Annotated in this window: 17 protein-coding genes, 1 pseudogene and 1 riboswitch; of the genes and pseudogenes, 5 read left to right on the forward strand and 13 right to left on the reverse strand. The window is 71.5% G+C overall.

The features are described from left to right. A partial coding sequence (locus tag STRTUCAR8_RS44380; RefSeq protein WP_006383078.1) for a CbtA family protein occupies positions 1-779 on the reverse strand: 779 nt, incomplete at its 3' end. A gap of 24 nt (positions 780-803) precedes the next feature. Beyond that, complete coding sequence (locus STRTUCAR8_RS44385; protein WP_006383093.1) at positions 804-1025, reverse strand: CbtB domain-containing protein; 222 nt, start codon at positions 1023-1025, stop codon at positions 804-806. A gap of 36 nt (positions 1026-1061) precedes the next feature. Continuing rightward, positions 1062-1193: riboswitch (cobalamin riboswitch) on the reverse strand. 131 nt (positions 1194-1324) lie between these two features. On the opposite strand from STRTUCAR8_RS44385, the gene STRTUCAR8_RS44390 reads away from it, so the two are divergent. Next, positions 1325-1918, forward strand: coding sequence for a histidine phosphatase family protein (locus STRTUCAR8_RS44390; RefSeq protein WP_044473958.1), 594 nt, complete (start codon positions 1325-1327; stop codon positions 1916-1918). A 49-nt stretch (positions 1919-1967) separates the two neighbouring features. On the opposite strand, the gene STRTUCAR8_RS44395 is transcribed toward STRTUCAR8_RS44390, so the two are convergent. The 8 genes from STRTUCAR8_RS44395 to STRTUCAR8_RS44430 all read right to left on the reverse strand — a co-directional run bounded on the left by STRTUCAR8_RS44395 (position 1968) and on the right by STRTUCAR8_RS44430 (position 8439). After that, a complete protein-coding gene (locus tag STRTUCAR8_RS44395; RefSeq protein ID WP_006383068.1) occupies positions 1968-2369 on the reverse strand; it encodes a four-helix bundle copper-binding protein in 402 nt (133 codons plus the stop codon). Positions 2370-2412: 43 nt separating this feature from the next. Further along, the gene (paaE, locus tag STRTUCAR8_RS44400; RefSeq protein ID WP_006383074.1) at positions 2413-3513 is read right to left on the reverse strand and encodes a 1,2-phenylacetyl-CoA epoxidase subunit PaaE; all 1101 of its coding nucleotides are present in this window, start codon (positions 3511-3513) and stop codon (positions 2413-2415) included. After that, on the reverse strand, positions 3513-4031 hold the full coding sequence (gene paaD / locus STRTUCAR8_RS44405) for a 1,2-phenylacetyl-CoA epoxidase subunit PaaD (protein ID WP_006383067.1): 519 nt from the start codon (positions 4029-4031) through the stop codon (positions 3513-3515). Before paaD ends, paaE begins: the two co-directional genes overlap by 1 nt. After that, positions 4025-4906 carry a 1,2-phenylacetyl-CoA epoxidase subunit PaaC gene (gene paaC / locus STRTUCAR8_RS44410; RefSeq protein ID WP_006383061.1) on the reverse strand — a complete coding sequence of 294 codons (882 nt, stop codon included), beginning with the start codon at positions 4904-4906 and terminating at the stop codon, positions 4025-4027. Before paaC ends, paaD begins: the two co-directional genes overlap by 7 nt. A 20-nt stretch (positions 4907-4926) precedes the next feature. Continuing rightward, complete coding sequence (gene paaB / locus STRTUCAR8_RS44415) at positions 4927-5244, reverse strand: 1,2-phenylacetyl-CoA epoxidase subunit PaaB (protein WP_006383091.1); 318 nt, start codon at positions 5242-5244, stop codon at positions 4927-4929. Further along, entirely contained in the window at positions 5241-6239 is a 999-nt protein-coding gene (gene paaA / locus STRTUCAR8_RS44420) for a 1,2-phenylacetyl-CoA epoxidase subunit PaaA (protein ID WP_006383058.1), read from the reverse strand. Before paaA ends, paaB begins: the two co-directional genes overlap by 4 nt. A gap of 79 nt (positions 6240-6318) precedes the next feature. Further along, positions 6319-6618 carry a hypothetical protein gene (locus tag STRTUCAR8_RS44425; RefSeq protein WP_006383069.1) on the reverse strand — a complete coding sequence of 100 codons (300 nt, stop codon included), beginning with the start codon at positions 6616-6618 and terminating at the stop codon, positions 6319-6321. Between the two features lie 108 nt (positions 6619-6726). Then, positions 6727-8439: an IlvD/Edd family dehydratase gene (locus STRTUCAR8_RS44430; RefSeq protein WP_006383052.1), complete on the reverse strand. Its 1713-nt coding sequence runs from the start codon at positions 8437-8439 to the stop codon at positions 6727-6729. Between the two features lie 49 nt (positions 8440-8488). On the opposite strand from STRTUCAR8_RS44430, the gene STRTUCAR8_RS44435 reads away from it, so the two are divergent. The 3 genes from STRTUCAR8_RS44435 to STRTUCAR8_RS44445 are packed head-to-tail and all read left to right on the forward strand — an operon-like array spanning position 8489 to position 11271. Then, on the forward strand, positions 8489-9319 hold the full coding sequence (locus STRTUCAR8_RS44435; protein WP_044473959.1) for an IclR family transcriptional regulator: 831 nt from the start codon (positions 8489-8491) through the stop codon (positions 9317-9319). 60 nt (positions 9320-9379) lie between these two features. Then, positions 9380-10240 (forward strand): fumarylacetoacetate hydrolase family protein, encoded by an 861-nt coding sequence (locus tag STRTUCAR8_RS44440; protein ID WP_006383063.1) that lies wholly within the window; start codon positions 9380-9382, stop codon positions 10238-10240. A 14-nt stretch (positions 10241-10254) separates the two neighbouring features. Beyond that, positions 10255-11271, forward strand: coding sequence for a zinc-dependent alcohol dehydrogenase (locus STRTUCAR8_RS44445; RefSeq protein ID WP_044473963.1), 1017 nt, complete (start codon positions 10255-10257; stop codon positions 11269-11271). 39 nt (positions 11272-11310) lie between these two features. On the opposite strand, the gene STRTUCAR8_RS55505 is transcribed toward STRTUCAR8_RS44445, so the two are convergent. The 3 genes and pseudogenes from STRTUCAR8_RS55505 to STRTUCAR8_RS44455 all read right to left on the reverse strand — a co-directional run bounded on the left by STRTUCAR8_RS55505 (position 11311) and on the right by STRTUCAR8_RS44455 (position 14557). Beyond that, the gene (locus STRTUCAR8_RS55505; protein ID WP_338399713.1) at positions 11311-12417 is read right to left on the reverse strand and encodes a dihydrolipoamide acetyltransferase family protein; all 1107 of its coding nucleotides are present in this window, start codon (positions 12415-12417) and stop codon (positions 11311-11313) included. Then, a pseudogene (locus STRTUCAR8_RS55510) lies at positions 12394-13356 on the reverse strand (alpha-ketoacid dehydrogenase subunit beta); the annotation flags it as partial. The gene STRTUCAR8_RS55505 and the pseudogene STRTUCAR8_RS55510, both read right to left, overlap by 24 nt. A 1-nt stretch (position 13357) precedes the next feature. Further along, the gene (locus tag STRTUCAR8_RS44455) at positions 13358-14557 is read right to left on the reverse strand and encodes a thiamine pyrophosphate-dependent dehydrogenase E1 component subunit alpha (protein WP_006383056.1); all 1200 of its coding nucleotides are present in this window, start codon (positions 14555-14557) and stop codon (positions 13358-13360) included. Positions 14558-14837: 280 nt separating this feature from the next. Here STRTUCAR8_RS44455 and STRTUCAR8_RS44460 point away from each other — a divergent pair, with 280 nt between their 5' ends. Further along, positions 14838-16160, forward strand: a complete 1323-nt coding sequence (locus tag STRTUCAR8_RS44460; protein ID WP_006383089.1) for a cysteate synthase — start codon at positions 14838-14840, stop codon at positions 16158-16160. Positions 16161-16176: the final 16 nt, after the last annotated feature.

Genomic DNA, 16176 nt, shown 5'->3' on the forward strand with positions numbered 1-16176 from the left:
TGCGCGACGGGCGTCGCCTGCGGCTCGGTACCACTCGCGCCGACGGCCGCTGCCGCCTTCGGAGCGAGCAGCCGTTCCGCCATGAGTCCGAAGACCAGGCCGAACGCGGTCCACATCGTCACCTGGATGCCGAGCGTGGCCACCCGGTACCGCCACAGGAGGCTCGCGGAGAAGCCCTCCGGGACCTCGTTGGTGAACGACGGCAGGAACGCGTACGCGAGTCCCACGACGAGGACGAAGAAGGCGCTCGCGGCGAGAGTCGCGTTCCAGTTGCCCAGGCGTGGCGCGAGACGTTTGCCCAGGATGACCGCGCCGACTGCCAGCAGCACGCTGAGCGCGACCATCAGAAAGAACAGCGCGGTGCGCTGGTTGAGGGTGTCGGGGTCACCGACGGCGGGCGGGTTGGCCGGGTACTTGAGGAACGGCACGACGTACACGGTGAGCAGGCCGGCCCCCGCGAGGAGCAGCGCGGTCGCGCGCGGCCCGAAGCGGCCGATCCGGCCGAGTGCGAAGCAGTACGCGAGGGCGGCGATGCCGCCGAACGCGACGCCGTACACGAGGACACCCGTGCCCAGGCCGACGGTGGACTGCAACGCACGGGAGACCAGGGCCTGTTCGGCGTGGCCGTGGTGGGCTGCCTCGTGCATCTCCTCGAACGCGATCGCGTCGTCGACGAGCGGCTCGGCGAAGAAGTACGCGACGACCCAGACCAGCACACCCGCGACCAGGCCCGCGAGCATGCCGCGGACCAGGAGGTTTCTGACAGTTGTCGAATTCATGAGCTCGTACGTTCCCTGTCCTCGTCAGTGGCAGGGGAAGCCGAGCAGGTGGCGGGCGTCGTGCACCCATTCGTGCACGCCCTCGCCGGAGACCAGGGAGGTGGCGCCCTGTTCGGCGCCGACGAAGTAGAGCAGCACCAGCATCAGCACGCCGAAGAAGACCGCCCAGGGGGCGATCGCGCCGATCGGCAGCTTCTCGGGTACGGCGGTGGGGGCGGCGGTCGGCTGAATCGCGGACTGTGCCATGACAGACCTCCTGGGGGAACTCGCGTCCCGTATCGGTGGTGCGGAGGACGACAGTCACGGGTCTGACTTGCCCCCGGGCCACACCAGGCTGGTGCGTACGGGGCTTACAGTGGCGCGACCGTGCCGGATTCCCACCGGCTTCCGTCGAACCGTCGTCAATATCGACGAGAAGGTACCGCGAAGCGGGAGTTCGGCCAAGGGCGCGTGGAACGGCGTACGGCGCGCGGGTGCGCCGTACGGTGCCTCAAGTTCCGTACATGACAACGAGATTGGGGCTGAATGAGCGCGGGAGCGACCGGATGACGAGCCGAGTGATGTTGATCTCACCGGCGATCAGCGCGGCCCTGCGGGAGGCCCGTTTCGACGACGACTGTCCCCTGGACGAGTCGGGCTTGCGGCTCGCCCGGGCGGCGGCCGGGATCCTGCCGGCGGTGTCGGCTCTGTCGGCGGTATGGGTCTCCCCCACCGCGCGCTGCCGTGAGACGGCCCGGGCGCTGGGCCTCGACGCCGGTTCGATCCCAGGGCCGGCAGGTCTGGACGCGGGCCGCTGGCGCGGCGCGACCCTGACCGAGGTGACGGAGAAGGAACCGGAAGCGCTGGCCCAGTGGCTGACCGACCCGCAATCGGCCCCGCACGGCGGTGAGTCGGTCCGCGCGCTCTGCGACCGGGTCGCCCGCTGGTTGGATGAGACCGCGGCGCAGATCACTGGCCGGGCCGTGGCGGTCGTCGAGCCTGAGGTGGTACGGGCGGCGACGGTACGAGCGCTGGGGGCGCCGGAGTCGGCGTTCTGGCGGATCGACGTTCCGCCCTTGACGGCAACGGAGTTGAGCGGCCGGGCGGGGCGCTGGAATGTGCGCCTCGGCCGACAGCTCGGGGCGCCGCACGACATGTAGGGGGCGGGCATTCGGGTCGTTAACCGAAGGGTTCACGGCGCGGGGCGGCTCACCCGCCGTGGTCCCCCGGGCGCGGTGTGTCCAGCGTCCAGGCGAAGTCCGTGCACGCCTGTGCGCACTCCCGGCATGCCTTCGCCGTGTCCTCGCCGCCGGGGTGGTCGTCGAAGACCTGGGCGGTCTCCAGGCAGACCGTGCTGCACCACTCCAGTTGGACGCGGAGTGCGGCCTCGTCCTGGTCCGCTTGTTCGGAGAGCAGACGGCACGTCGCGTCGCACACCTCCGCGCACAAGATGCCCTTGCGGCGCGCGAGGGCCTCCTCGGGAGGCCCGTCCGGGTCCGCGAGACTGGCGCGCAGCGCACATGAGCGCGCGCACTCGGTGCACGCCTGGGCACAGACGAAGCGGTCCTCCAAGAACCGGAAGAGTTCCTGCTGCGTTGTTGTAGGGGTCACGCCGACCGAGTTGCCGTCGCGGCACCCGTCAAACCCCTTTGGTTCAGCTGTCGTAGTCGACCGTGAGCGTCTCCGAGACCGGGAACGACTGGCAGGTCAGGACGTAGCCCGCGTCGACCTCGGCGGGTTCGAGGGCGTAGTTGCGGCGCATGTCCGCTTCTCCCGAGGTGACCAGCGCCCGGCAGGTGCCGCAGACGCCGCCCTTGCAGGCGAACGGCAGGTCAGGGCGGGTGCGTGCGGCGCCGTCGAGGACGGTCGCCTCCCGGGACAGCGCGGTGGTGGTGGAACGGCCGTCGAGGGTGACCGTGACCCGGCTCACCGGGCCCTGCGCGACCGCGTCCGTGTGCTGGACCTGGAGGACCGGCTGGTCGTCGGCGTAGAAGAGTTCCTGGTGGACCCGGTTGGCGGGCACGCCCAGCTTCGCCAGGAGCTGCTGGGCGTCGCGGACCATGCCGTGCGGTCCGCACAGCCACCAGTGGTCCGTGCCCGGGACGTCGACGAGGCCCGCGAGGAGTGCGGCGAGCCGTTCGGCGTCCAGCCGCCCCGACAGCAGTTCGGCCTCGCGCGGCTCACGCGACAGTACGTGCCCCAGCTGGAAGCGCGTACGGTACAGGTCCTTCAGGTCCGCCAGCTCGTCGGCGAACATCACGGTGTCCGTACGCCGGTTGCCGTACAGGAGGGTGACCTGTGAGCGGTCGTCAGCGGCCAGGACCGACTCGGCGATCGACATCATCGGGGTGATGCCGGAGCCCGCGGCGATCAGGACGTGGCTGCCGGACTCGGTGAGGTCGGGGGTGAAGGCGCCGGTCGGTGTCATCACGTCGAGCACGTCACCGGGGCGCACGCCGTCGACCAGCCAGGACGAGAACAGGCCGCCGGGCACCACCCGTACGCCGATGCGGGGTTGTTCGCCGGCCGGGGCGCAGATCGAGTACGACCGGCGTTCCTCGCGCCCCTCGAAGTCCCGGCTCAGGGTGAGCGACTGCCCCGGTGTGAAGGCGTACTCGGCGGCCAGGTCTTCCGGCACCTCGAAGGCGACGGCGACGGCGTCCGCGCACAGTCGCCGCACGTCGGCGACCTTCAGGGCGTGGAAGACCGGGCGTCGGCGTACCGGAACCGCGGTCGGGGCGGTGGGCGCGGCCATCAGATCTCCTTGACGTACTCGAACGGCTCGCGGCAGGCGTGGCAGCGCCACAGGGCCTTGCAGGAGGTGGCGGCGAAGCGGGAGGTCTCCTCGGTGTCCGCCGAGCCGCAGCGGGGGCAGGGCACCGTGCGTCGGGTGGGCAGCAGCGAAAGGGCGACCGGCCCGCGCGGGGCCGCTCCGGGCGGGGCGATGCCGTGCTCGGTGAGCTTGCGGCGGCCGGCCGGGGTGATCCAGTCGCTGGTCCACGGCGGATCGAGGACAGTACGGATCCGCACGCGGGCGTACCCCGCCGCCCGCAGCCGGCTGGAGACGGCGGCGCGCATCTCGGCCATCGCCGGGCAGCCCGAGTAGGTCGGGGTCAGGCTCGCGACCACCGTCCCGTCCCCGGTCAGCTCCACGTCTCGCAGGACGCCGAGGTCGGCCAGGGTCAGCATGGGCAGCTCGGGGTCCGGCACGCGCTCGGCGATGCCGCGGGCGCGCCGGAGGTCCTCGATCCCGATCGCGGTCCCGGTCACCATGTCGCCTCCGGGTGGGCGCGGGCCACGCTCTGCAACTCGGCGAGCAGCGGTGCGAGATGCTCGGTGTGCTGTCCGTCGCGTCCTGCGCCGTGCGTCGTCGGTGGAATGTGCGGCATGGGCAGCCCGGCGGCCTCGGTGACCTGCCGCAGCACCTCGACGACTTCGCCTCGGACGTCGTACGCCGTGAACAACTCGCTCAGATGCGGGCCGACTTCGTCCAGGGCGGTGCGCGTCCGCCGGTGGGACTCGTCGGTGCCGTCGCCGAGCCGGACGGCCCACTCGGCCGCGTACTGGCGGTGGTACGTCAGTTCCTTGACGCCCTTCGCGGCGATCGCCTTGAGCACCGGATCGCGGTGGGCGGCGAGCCGTTCGAAGTGCGCGAGCCGCCAGCTGGACAGCACCAGCAATCGCACGATCGAGAACGCGAAGTCCCCGATGGGCAGTTCGGCCAGACGCACGTTGCGGAAGTCGTCCGCGTCCCGGAGGTAGGCGTACGCGTCCTCGTCGCGTCCGGTGCTGTCGACCTGGCCGGCGCGCGCGTACAGCAGCCGGGCCTGGCCGAGCAGGTCGAGGCCGATGTTGGCGAGCGCGACCTCCTCCTCCAGTTCGGGTGCGCGGGTGCACCACTCGGCCAGCCGTTGGGCCGAGACAAGGGCGTCGTCGGCGAGTTCGACGCAGGTCGCGGCCAGTTCGCCGGCGTCGACGCCGGTGGGCACGGTGGTGTCGACGCCGTACAGGGGGTCCTCGAACCCGGTGCCGAAGGCCCAGCGGGCGTCGCTGCCGTCGTCGTGTCCCTCGGCGAGGGAGAGATAGACGTGCTCGTCGTCAGGGCCGTGGTCGACGTGGTGGCCGGTGTCGCTGTCGTTGTCGCTCATGTCCGCTGCTCCTCTCCCGGCTAGATGTGGGGGACGTCGTCGGGGATGTCGTAGAAGGTCGGGTGGCGGTAGACCTTGTCGGCGCTCGGTGCGAAGAACGGGTCCTTCTCGTCGCGTGAGGAGGCGGCGATGTGTTCGGAGCGCACCACCCAGATGCTCACGCCTTCGTTGCGCCGCGTGTACAGGTCGCGCGCGTGGGTGAGCGCCATCCGGTCGTCGGCCGCGTGCAACGAGCCCACGTGGACGTGGTTCAGGCCGCGCTTGCCGCGTACGAACACCTCGTACAGCGGCCACTCGTTCGAGGACGAGCCCTCGCTCCTGGCCAGGTCGTCGCTCATGCCACTGTCTCCTTCGCTGCCCGCGCACGCTGCTTGGCCGCGTACGCGGTGGCCGCCTCGCGCACCCAGGCGCCGTCCTCGTGTGCGGTCCGGCGGCGCGCCACCCGTTCGGTGTTGCAGGGGCCGCCGCCCTTGATGACGCGCGTCAGCTCGTCCCAGTCGGGGGTGCCGAAGTCGTGGTGTCCGCGCTCCTCGTTCCAGCGCAGTTCCGGGTCGGGCAGGGTGACGCCGAGCTTGTCGGCCTGCGGGACGGTCATGTCGACGAAGCGCCGGCGCAGTTCGTCGTTGGTGTGCCGCTTGATCTTCCAGGCCATCGACTGCGCGGAGTTGGGCGACGCGTCGTCGGGCGGGCCGAACATCATCAGGGAGGGCCACCACCAGCGGTCGACGGCGTCCTGGACCATGGCGCGCTGTCCCTCCGTACCGCGCATCATCGTCATCAGCAGCTCGTATCCCTGCCGCTGGTGGAAGGACTCCTCCTTGCAGATCCGCACCATCGCGCGCGCGTACGGCCCGTACGAGCTCCGGCAGAGGGGGACCTGGTTGCAGATCGCCGCGCCGTCCACGAACCAGCCGATCACGCCGACGTCGGCGAAGCTCGGCGTCGGGTAGTTGAAGATCGACGAGTACTTCTGGCGGCCCTCGATGAGCCGCTCGGTGAGGTCCGCGCGATCGGCGCCGAGCGTCTCGGCGGCCGAGTACAGGTACAGCCCGTGCCCCGCCTCGTCCTGGACCTTCGCGAAGAGGATCGCCTTGCGGCGCAGCGAGGGCGCACGCGTGATCCACTCGCCCTCCGGCTGCATGCCGATGATCTCCGAGTGCGCGTGCTGGGCGATCTGCCGGACCAGCGTCTTCCGGTAGCCCTCGGGCATCCAGTCGCGCGGCTCGATCCGGCGGTCGCGCGCGATCGTCGCCTCGAAGTGCTCACCCAGCAGCCGCTCGCCGGGCTGCTCGGTGCCGCCCGTGTCCGAGGCGGCGGAGTGTGTCGTCGTCATCGATACCGCTCCCCAACCGACCATTCGTTCGGTACCAGTGTGACGACTTTTCCCCGCTCGCACAAGGTTGTCAAGACCGTCAGCAGGCGGCGCGCCCGCCGCTGATGTCGTACACCGCGCCGGTGGAGAAGCTGACCCGGTCGGAGGCCGGGAAAGGCGACCAGTTCGGCCACCTCCTCCGGGCGGCCGGTCCGGCGCCTCGGGATGAGTCCGGTGAGGCGCTCTGTACCTCGTGGGCGGTGTTCTCGTTCACGGGTGTCGCGATGACCGCGGGTGCGACGGTGTCGACCCGGCCCCAGCCGCGTTCCCGCGGCGCGTCATCGTCCGTGACGCCTGCGCGGAAGCGGGCGCTGTCATGGGCGACGTCGAGCGTCGTCACCTTCGCCCCGACCGCCCCAAGCCGTTCGGCTGTGGCGGCGCCGGTCCGCCCGCACCCCCGGTGACCAGGGCCGATCCGACGGGCGCCCGGCCTTTCCCGAGGGGTACGTCAGTGCGATTCGCGGCTCACTTCGGAGCCGCTGGAGCCGATGAGGAAGTCCAGGTCCGCGCCCGTGTCGGCCTGCTGGACGTGGTCGACGTACAGGCGTTCCCAGCCGCGCCGGGGGTTGGCGAAGCCCGTGACCGTCGCCTCGTTGGGGGTCCTGCGGGCGAGTTCGTCGGCGGGTACGTCGACGTCGAGGCGCCGGGCCTCGACGTCCAGGACGATGACGTCACCGGTGCGGACGAGGGCGAGGGGGCCGCCGGCCGCCGCTTCCGGGGCCACGTGCAGGACGACGGTGCCGTAGGCGGTGCCGCTCATCCGGCCGTCGCAGACCCGGACCATGTCACGGACGCCCTGTTCCAGCAGCTTCTTGGGCAGCGGCATGTTGGACACCTCGGGCATGCCCGGGTAGCCCCTGGGGCCGCAGCCGCGCAGGACGAGCACGGAGTCGGCGTCCACGTCGAGGTCCGGGTCGTCGATACGGGCGTGGAAGTCCTCGATCGAGTCGAAGACGACCGCGCGGCCCCGGTGGCGCAGCAGGTGCGGGGAGGCCGCCGCCGGTTTGACGAGCGCTCCGTCGGGAGCGAGGTTGCCGCGCAGGACCGCGATTCCGCCCTCCGCGACCAGAGGCTTCGCGCGGGTGCGGATGACCTCCGTGTCCCAGATGGGCGCGTCGTCGAGATGGCTCACCAGCGGCTCGCCGGTGACGGTGAGGGCGTCCGGGTCGAGCAGGTCGCGTACCTCGCGCAGGACGGCGGACAGGCCTCCGGCGCGGTGGAAGTCCTCCATGAGGAAGCGGCCGGCCGGCTGGAGGTCCACGAGGACCGGGACGCGCGAGCCGATCCGGTCGAAGTCGTCGAGCGACAGGGGGATGTCCAGGCGTCCGGCGATCGCCAGCAGGTGGACGACGGCGTTGGTCGACCCGCCGATGGCGGCGAGGGCGACGATCGCGTTGTGGAAGGACGCCCTGGTCAGGAAGGTGGCAGGGCGGCGGTCGGCGGCGACCATGTCCACCGCCAGCCTGCCGGTGCCGTGGGCGGCTTCCAGCAGGCGGCTGTCGGGCGCCGGGATACCGGCCACCCCCGGCACGATCGTGCCCAGCGCCTCGGCCACCAGGGCCATCGTCGAGGCGGTGCCCATGGTGTTGCAGTGCCCGCGGCTGCGAATCATCGCCGACTCGGAACGGGTGAACTGCTCCTCCGACAGCGTGCCCGCCCGGACCTCCTCCGACAGCCGCCACACGTCGGTGCCGCAGCCCAGCGGCGTCCCCCGGAAGGTCCCGGTGAGCATCGGACCGCCGGGGACCACGACCGCGGGGAGGTCCACCGAGGCGGCGGCCATCAGCAGCGACGGGATCGTCTTGTCGCAGCCGCCCAGCAGGACGACTCCGTCGATGGGGTTGGCCCGCAGCATCTCCTCCGTGGCCATCGCCGCCATGTTCCGCCAGAGCATGGCCGTGGGCCGTACCTGGGTCTCCCCCAGGGACACCACCGGCAGGTCCAGGGGGATGCCACCGGCCTCGTACACCCCGTTGCGGACCGATGCCGCCACCTCGTTCAGATGCGCGTTGCAGGGGGTCAGGTCCGAGGCGGTGTTGGCGATGGCGATCTGCGGCCGGCCGGTGAAGGCGTCGTCCGGTGCGCCCCTGCGCATCCAGGCCCGGTGGATGTAGGCGTTGCGCCCCTGCCCCTCGTACCACTGTGCGCTGCGAAGCTTCACCGTCGACTCTTTCCAATAATTGGCATCTTGGTCTAATCTTCGGAACCTCATGGAGCATAGACAGAAGGCCGAGGGCACGTCAGCCCCTGTGGGTGGTGAAGTCGCCCGGGGCGACGAGGACGGTTCGCGTCTCGTGGGTTCCGACCGGGTACTTGCCGTCCTCAAGGAGCTGGCGCGGTATCCCGACGGCGTGGGCCTGGAGGAGCTGACCCGGGTGATCGGCAGCCCAAAGCCGACCGTGCACCGGGCGCTGGTGGCCCTGCGCCGGGCCGGACTGGCCGACCAGGGGGCCCGCGGTCGCTACGTTCTGGGCGACGAGTTCCTACGGATGGCCTTCACCCACCACGAGGACCGCCCCGAGCATGTCCGGGTACGTCCCGTACTGGAAGCGCTGGCTGACCGGTTCGGCGAGACGGCGCACTACGCGGTCCTCGACGGCCGTGAGGTCGTCTACCGCGCGAAGGTCGACCCGCCCACCGGTGCCGTACGGCTGACGTCGACGGTGGGCGGCCGGAATCCGGCCCACGCCACCGGCGTCGGAAAGACGCTGCTCGCCCACCGGTTGGACACCGTGGCGGCGGTCGAGGCGTGGATCAGCGACTCGCCCCTGGAGCACCGCACCCCCCGGACCCTGTGCACGGCCGCCGGCCTCTACGACGACCTGCGGGTCACCCGCGACCGGGGGTACGCCGTGGACGACCAGGAGAACGAGCCGGGCGTCAACTGCCTCTCCCTGCCCGTGTACGCGACCTCGCCGACGGCTCCCTCCGGCGCCGTGAGCGTCAGTGCGCTCACCTACCGGACGCCGCTGCACACCCTGGTCGACGCGGTCGACGAGATCCGGGCCCTGCTCGGCCCCTTGGCAGAGCCGCGCCGCTGACGAACAGCATGCCGACCCTCAACCCCCGCCGCTCCGCCGGTCGAACTGGAGACTGACCCCGTGTATCTCATGCGTATCGGTGCCGCGGGCGCCGAAAAGCCTGTCGCCCGCATCGACGACGAGACGTACGTCGACCTCTCCGACCTCGTCTCGGACTTCGACGAGGCGTTCTTCGGGTCGGGCGGCCTCGACCGTGTCCGCCCCGTCGTGGCCGAGCGGACGGCCGACGGCCGGGTGTCCCGTTTCGCCGGGGAGCGGATCGGCGCCCCGATCGCCCGCCCGCACCAGCTCCTGTGCATCGGGCTCAACTACCGTGACCACGCGGCCGAGAGCGGCATGGCCGTGCCGGACGAGCCGATCCTGTTCACCAAGTCGCCCAACACCCTCGTCGGTCCGGACGACGACGTCCGTATCCCTCGCGGGTCCACCAAGACCGACTGGGAGGTGGAGCTCGGGATCGTGATCGGCCGCCGCACCAGCTACCTGGACTCGGTCGAGGAGGCGCGCGACGCCATCGCCGGGTACGTCGTCGTCAACGACGTCAGCGAGCGCGCCTTCCAGTTGGAGCGCGGCGGGCAGTGGGCGAAGGGCAAGTCCGCCGAGACGTTCAACCCGGCGGGCCCCTGGCTGGCCACCGCCGACGAGATCGACGACGTCCTCGCGCTCGACATGTGGCTCGACGTCAACGGTGTCCGCCGACAGACCGGCAACACCAAGACCATGATCTTCGACCCGTACTTCATCGTGCACTACCTCAGCCAGTTCCTCGTCCTGGAGCCGGGCGACCTGATCAACACCGGTACCCCGCCCGGTGTCGGCATGGGCCTGAAGCCGCCCGTGTATCTCCGGCCGGGTGATGTGATGGAGCTCGGCATCAGCCGCCTCGGCAGCCAGCGGCAGCACGTGCTCGGCCCACGGTGACCGCCGACCGCCTCATGCGCGCGTTCGTCCTGACCGCTCCGGGGAAGTACGGGGTCCAGGAGGTCCCCGCTCCGGCGCCGGCCCCCGGCGAGGTCGTCGTCGACGTCGAGCGGGTCGGCGTGTGCGGTACCGACATGGAGTTCTTCACCGGCGCGATGGCCTATCTCCATCAGGGCCACTCCGCGTATCCGATGCGTCTCGGCCACGAGTGGGCGGGGCGGGTGGCGTCGGTCGGCGACGGAGTCGATCCCGGGTGGATCGGCCGCCGGGTCATGGGCGACACCATGCTCGGCTGCGGTGCCTGCCGCCGCTGCCGAAGGGGCAGTCAGCACGTGTGCGAGAAGCGGCAGGAGGTCGGTATCCGCGGGGAGCGGGCCGGTGCTCTGGCAGAGCAACTCGCGGTGCCGGTCTCCTCGTTGCACGTCCTGCCGGACTCCGTGGACGCGGTGCTGGGCGCGCTGGTGGAGCCCGGGGGTAACGCCCTGCGCGCCGCCCGGGCGGCCGAACTGCGCCCCGGTGACCGGGCGTTGGTTCTGGGACCGGGGACGATCGGCCTCCTGGTCGCGATGTTCGCCCGTGCCGCCGGTGCGGAGGTCCATCTCATGGGCGCCACCGACAGCTCGCTCGCCTTCGCCCGCGAGCTGGGCTTCGAGCACACCTGGCGGGAGGACACCGTCCCGGATCTGCCGTACGACGCTGTCGTGGACGCCTCCAACGCCGTCCATCTTCCGGGCCTCGCCTTGCAGTTGGTCGAACCGGCGGGCCATGTCGTCTGCATCGGTCTGGCCGGCGAACCGAGCCGCGTCGACACCCGCGCGCTCGTCCTGGGGGATGTCACCGCGGTCGGCGTCCTTTCGGCGTCCCCCGGTCTCGACGCCACCATCCGGGCGTACGCCGAGGGTTCGGTCGATCCGAGGCCTCTCGTTGCGGCGACGGTGGGCCTGGACCAGGTCGGAGCCGTCCTCTCGGGTGAGCGGCCTGGGGGCGCGGGTCCCGGGCCGAAGTTCCATGTCGACCCGCGCCTGGAGTAGTAAGCCGGTTCGGAGTGAGCCAGTTCGGAACGAGCTGGCTCAGAGTGCGGTGATGCCGTCGATGACGTGGCGGAGGAAACCGGCCGCGGTGCCGCCGTCGCAGACGCGGTGGTCGAAGGTCAGCGACAGGTTGACGACCTCTCGCACCTCGACCCGGCCGTCCACCGCCCAGGGGCGTTCGACGAGCCGTCCGACGCCGAGCATGGCTGTCTGGGGGTGGTTGAGGATCGGGGTGGCGCCGTCGACGCCGAGCACGCCGTAGTTGTTGAGGGTGAACGTGCCGCCGGTCCGGTGTGCGGCGGGGAGTTCACCGCGTCGGGCGAGGCCGGTGAGGCGGCGCAGTTCGGCGGCGAGGTCGGCCGGCGGCAACCGGTCGGCGTCCCTCACGACGGGGACGACCAGCCCGTCGTCGGTCTGCGCGGCGAAGCCGAGGTGCACCTGGGGCAACCGGACGATCTCCGAACGGATGTCGTCCACACGGGAGTTGAGCTGCGGAAAGGCGGCGAGCCCGGCGAGACAGGCGCCTGCGAGCAGCGGCAGCAGCCCCGTGCCGAGCGCGTCACGGGCGGCGAGCAGGGCGGTGGCGTCGGCGTCCGCCCAGATCGTGACGGCCGGCGTGCCACGGTGACCACGAACGAACTTCTCGGCGGCGGCGTCCAACGGGATCCGGAGCCCGGGTTCCCGGGCGGCCGTGGCCGCATCACTCCACTGACTCCCTCGACTCCCCTGCTCCACGAGGGTCGGCGCACCATTGCTCATGGCCCGCCGTGCCCCGCCCGTGCCGTATCCGGTGAGGACCGCGCCCGAGTCGTTCTCGGGCGCGGCCTCCGCCACCGACAGCAGTGGTGCTCCGACCTTGACCATCTCGCCGGCCGGGCAGTGCAGGGCGGTCACGGTCCCGGCGAAGGGACTCGGGAGGCTGATGACGGACTTGGCCGTCTCGACCTCGACGACGGTCTGGTCGTGCGTGACGCTGTCGCCCACGGCGACCGTCCACTCCAGCACCTCCGCTTCCACCAGCCCCTCCCCCAGGTCCGGCAGCAGGAAGGTCCGGCTGTCGGCCGCCGGCTCGACGGGCGCCTGCGGCACCGGCCGTCGCACGCCCCGGCCGCCGTCCGGGAGCAGCCGGCGCAGGCTGGCCAACACCCGCCCGACGCCCGGGAGATGGGCGCTTTCGAGCAGCGGCGGCGGATACGGGATGTCGAGGCCCGTGACGCGCAGCACCGGCGCGCGCAGCGCGTCGAAGCAGCGCTCCTGCACCCGGGCGGCGATCTCGGCGCCGACGCCGGCGAACCCCTGCGCCTCGTGCACCACCAGGCAGCGGCCGGTGCGCCGTACGGACGCGGTGAGGGCGTGGTCGTCGAGCGGGACGAGGGTGCGCAGGTCGAGCACCTCCACGTCGAGCCCCTCGGCTGCGGCCTGTGACGCCGCCGCCAGGGCCACGGCGACCGAGGGGCCGTAGGCGACGAGGGTGGCGTCGGTGCCGGGTCGGCGCACGGCCGCCGTGCCGAACGGCTCGGCGCGCACGGGGAGTTCGATGTCCTCCTTGGTCCAGTAGTGGCGCTTGGGTTCGAGGAAGACCACCGGGTCCGGGTCCTCGATCGCCTCCCGCAGGAGGGAGTAGGCGTCGGCGACTGTGGCGGGCGTGACGACCTTCAGACCCGCCGTGTGGGTGTAGTACGCCTCGCTGGAGTCGCTGTGGTGCTCGACCCCGCCGATTCCGCCGCCGTACGGGATGCGGACGACCAGGGGCAGGGCGAGGGCTCCGCGGGTGCGGTTGCGGAACTTGGCCATGTGGGAGGCGATCTGTTCGAACGCCGGGTAGGCGAAGGCGTCGAACTGCATCTCCACCACCGGCCGGAAGCCGGCCATCGCCATTCCGACGGCGAGGCCGGCGATGCCCGCCTCCGCTACCGGGGTGTCGAAGCAGCGGCGGTCGCCGAAGGTGTCCGTGAGGCCGTCGGTGACCCGGAAGACGCCGCCGAGCCGGCCGACGTCCTCGCCGAAGACGACGACGCGTTCGTCCGCGTCGAGCGCGTCCCGCAGGGCGGTGTTGAGGGCCTGTGCCATCGCGGTGGCTGCCATCTCAGTTACCCTCCAACTCGGCCCGCAGGGCGGCACGTTGCTCGGTCAGCTGGGGGGTGGGGGTGCTGAACACGTGGTCGAACAAGGAGAGGGGGTCGAGTGCGGGGTCCTCGGCCAGCCGGATGCGTACGTCGGCCGCGTACGCCTCGGCCTCCGCCGCGACCGCACGGATGTCGTCCTCGGTGAGCAGGCCGTGCTCGCGCAGCCAGTTCTCCAGCCGGTCGATCGGATCACGTCCGCGCCAGTGCTCCGCCTCCTCGGCCGGACGGTAGCGGGAGGGGTCGTCGGCGCTGGTGTGCGGGGCCATCCGGTAGGTGTGCGCCTCGACCAGCCAGGGGCCGCCGCCCGAGCGCGCTTCCTCAACCGCCTTGCCCAGTACGGCGAGTACGGCCGCCACGTCGTTGCCGTCGACCTGCTCGGAGCGGACGCCGTAGCCGACTCCCTTGTACGCCAGGCCAGGTGCGGCACTCTGAGCGGAGAGCGGGACGGAGATGGCGTATCGGTTGTTCTGCACCAGGAAGACCACAGGTGCCCGTAGGACGCCCGCGATGCCCAGCGCCTCGTGGAAGTCCCCCTCGCTGGTGGCGCCGTCGCCGACGAGCGCGAGGGCGACCGTGTCCGTGCCCTTGAGGCGTTCGCCGTGGGCCAGCCCGGTGGCGTGTGCCGCGTGGGTGGCGAGCGGGGTGCACTGGGGCGCGGTTCGGTGTCGTACGGGGTCGTAGCCGCAGTGGCCGTCGCCGCGCAGGAGGGTCAGCGTCTCGACGGGGTCGATGCCCCGGCTGACCAGCGCCACGCAGTCGCGGTACGTGGGGAACAGCCAGTCGGTCGGGCGCAGAGCGAGCGCGGCGCCCACCTGGCACGCCTCCTGGCCGAGGCTGGAGGGGTGGACCGCGAGGCGGCCCTGACGGGCGAGGGCGGTCGCCTGCTCGTCGAAGCGGCGCCCCACCACCATTTTCCGGTACGCCGCCAGCAGCAGCCCGGAATCGGGCAGGTCGTACGCACGGCATTCGCTGGTCGAGTCCGACGGTTCGACCGGATCGACCGGATCGACCGGATCGACCGGATCGACCGGATCGACCGGATCGACCGGATCGCCTTCCAGCGCTTTCCCTTTCCATGGGAAAAAGCGAACCGGAACTTGAGATGGGAGCCATTGCGAAGGCGAAAGCGAAGGAGCGGACGGAGAACCTGCCCGTTCCACCACCGTTCCATGCGTCGGTTTGTTGCCCAATTCCCCGCCGTCCTCTCCATCAGGACGCCTCTGCGCCCGGCTGCCCTACCAGGGCTAACACAGCCTCAGCTCGCCTTTCGAGAAGGGAAGATGAAGCGGAACTGAACACTCCGCAGGGGTGTGCCCGGCGACTTGGATGAACGGAACGGCAACCTACCGTTGGGGTAACGGTAATTCCCGGGTCGCCCGTCCTTTGCGAAGCTCCGGTTGCAATTGATCCGCGAAGCACGGCCCTGCGGAAGGCAATGGAATGTCCCCCGTACGCCCCCAAGTACGCCCGGGAAATCGTCACTACACACTCGTCTGTACCTCCTGCGGTTGCCGCTACGAGGACGACGGCCTGATTCTCGACTGTCCCCGACCCCACGATCCGGCGTTCCTGCGCACCGAGTACACCGCGCACAGCGGGTACGAGGGCTCCACCGGACGCACCGGCACCGGGTTGTTCCGTCACGCGCCTCTGCTGCCGGTGGCGCGGACCTTTCCCGACGTGCCCGGCCCGGTCGTCCACCACGCGGACCGGCTCGGCCGGCGCATCGGCCTCGAACAGCTGTGGATCGCCTTCAACGGGTACTGGCCGGAGCGCGGCGCTCAGCTGCCGACCTGTACGTTCAAGGACCTTGAGGCGTACACGGTTCTCGGTCGGCTGCCCGTCGACCCACCTGTGCTGGTGATCCCCTCGGCGGGCAACACCGCCGCCGCTTTCGCGTGGGCCGCGACCCGCCATCAGGTGCCCTGTCTACTCGTGGTGCCCGCGCCCGCCATGGCCGGCATGCGGTTTCCCGGGCCGCTCGACCCCTGCGTTCGCATCGTCGTCCTCGACGGAGGCGCCACCTACAGCGACACCATCGCGGCCGCCGACCTGCTGGCCCGGCTCCCCGGCCATCAGGCGGAGGGCGGCTGCCGCAACGTAGGGCGCCGCGACGGTCTGGGCACCGTGATGCTGGCGGCGGCCGAGGCGATCGGGCGCCTCCCGCAGACGTACGTACAGGCGGTCGGCAGCGGTACGGGAGCCATCGGCGCCCATGAGGCGGCGCGCCGGATCCGGGCCGGTTGCGAGCGGCTGCCGCGGCTGCTGATGTGTCAGAACGCGCCGTTCACCCCGCTGTTCGAGGCCTGGCGGTCCGGCGGCGCGGCTCCGGCCGACCGGGAACACGAGCCGCTGGCCCGTGAACTGACCAACAGGCGCCCGCCGTTCGCCGTCCACGGCGGAGTACGCGACGTGCTCACCGAGAGCGGTGGCGACGTCCTGCGTGTCGACAACGTTGCCGCCATCGCGGCGATGGACCTCTTCGCGGAGACCGAGGGCATCGACATCGAGCCGGGTGCGGGAGTCGCGCTGGCCGCCCTCGCCGACGCAGTGAGCGCCGGGCGCGTCGACCGCGACGAGGTGGTCCTCCTCAACATCACGGGCGGCGGCAGGGCCCGGCAGGCCCGCGACCTCCGGCTGATCCCCGCCGAGCCCTGGCTGCGCGTCCCCTGGCCCACCGGTGGTGACGGCCCGCGCATGGTCGCCGAGCAGGTCGGCCGGCGGCTGTCGTACGCCTCCACGCCTGCGGGAGCGGCCAGTTGACGCCCGCCTCCTTGAG

This window comes from Streptomyces turgidiscabies Car8 (assembly GCF_000331005.1).
Taxonomy (GTDB): domain Bacteria; phylum Actinomycetota; class Actinomycetes; order Streptomycetales; family Streptomycetaceae; genus Streptomyces; species Streptomyces turgidiscabies.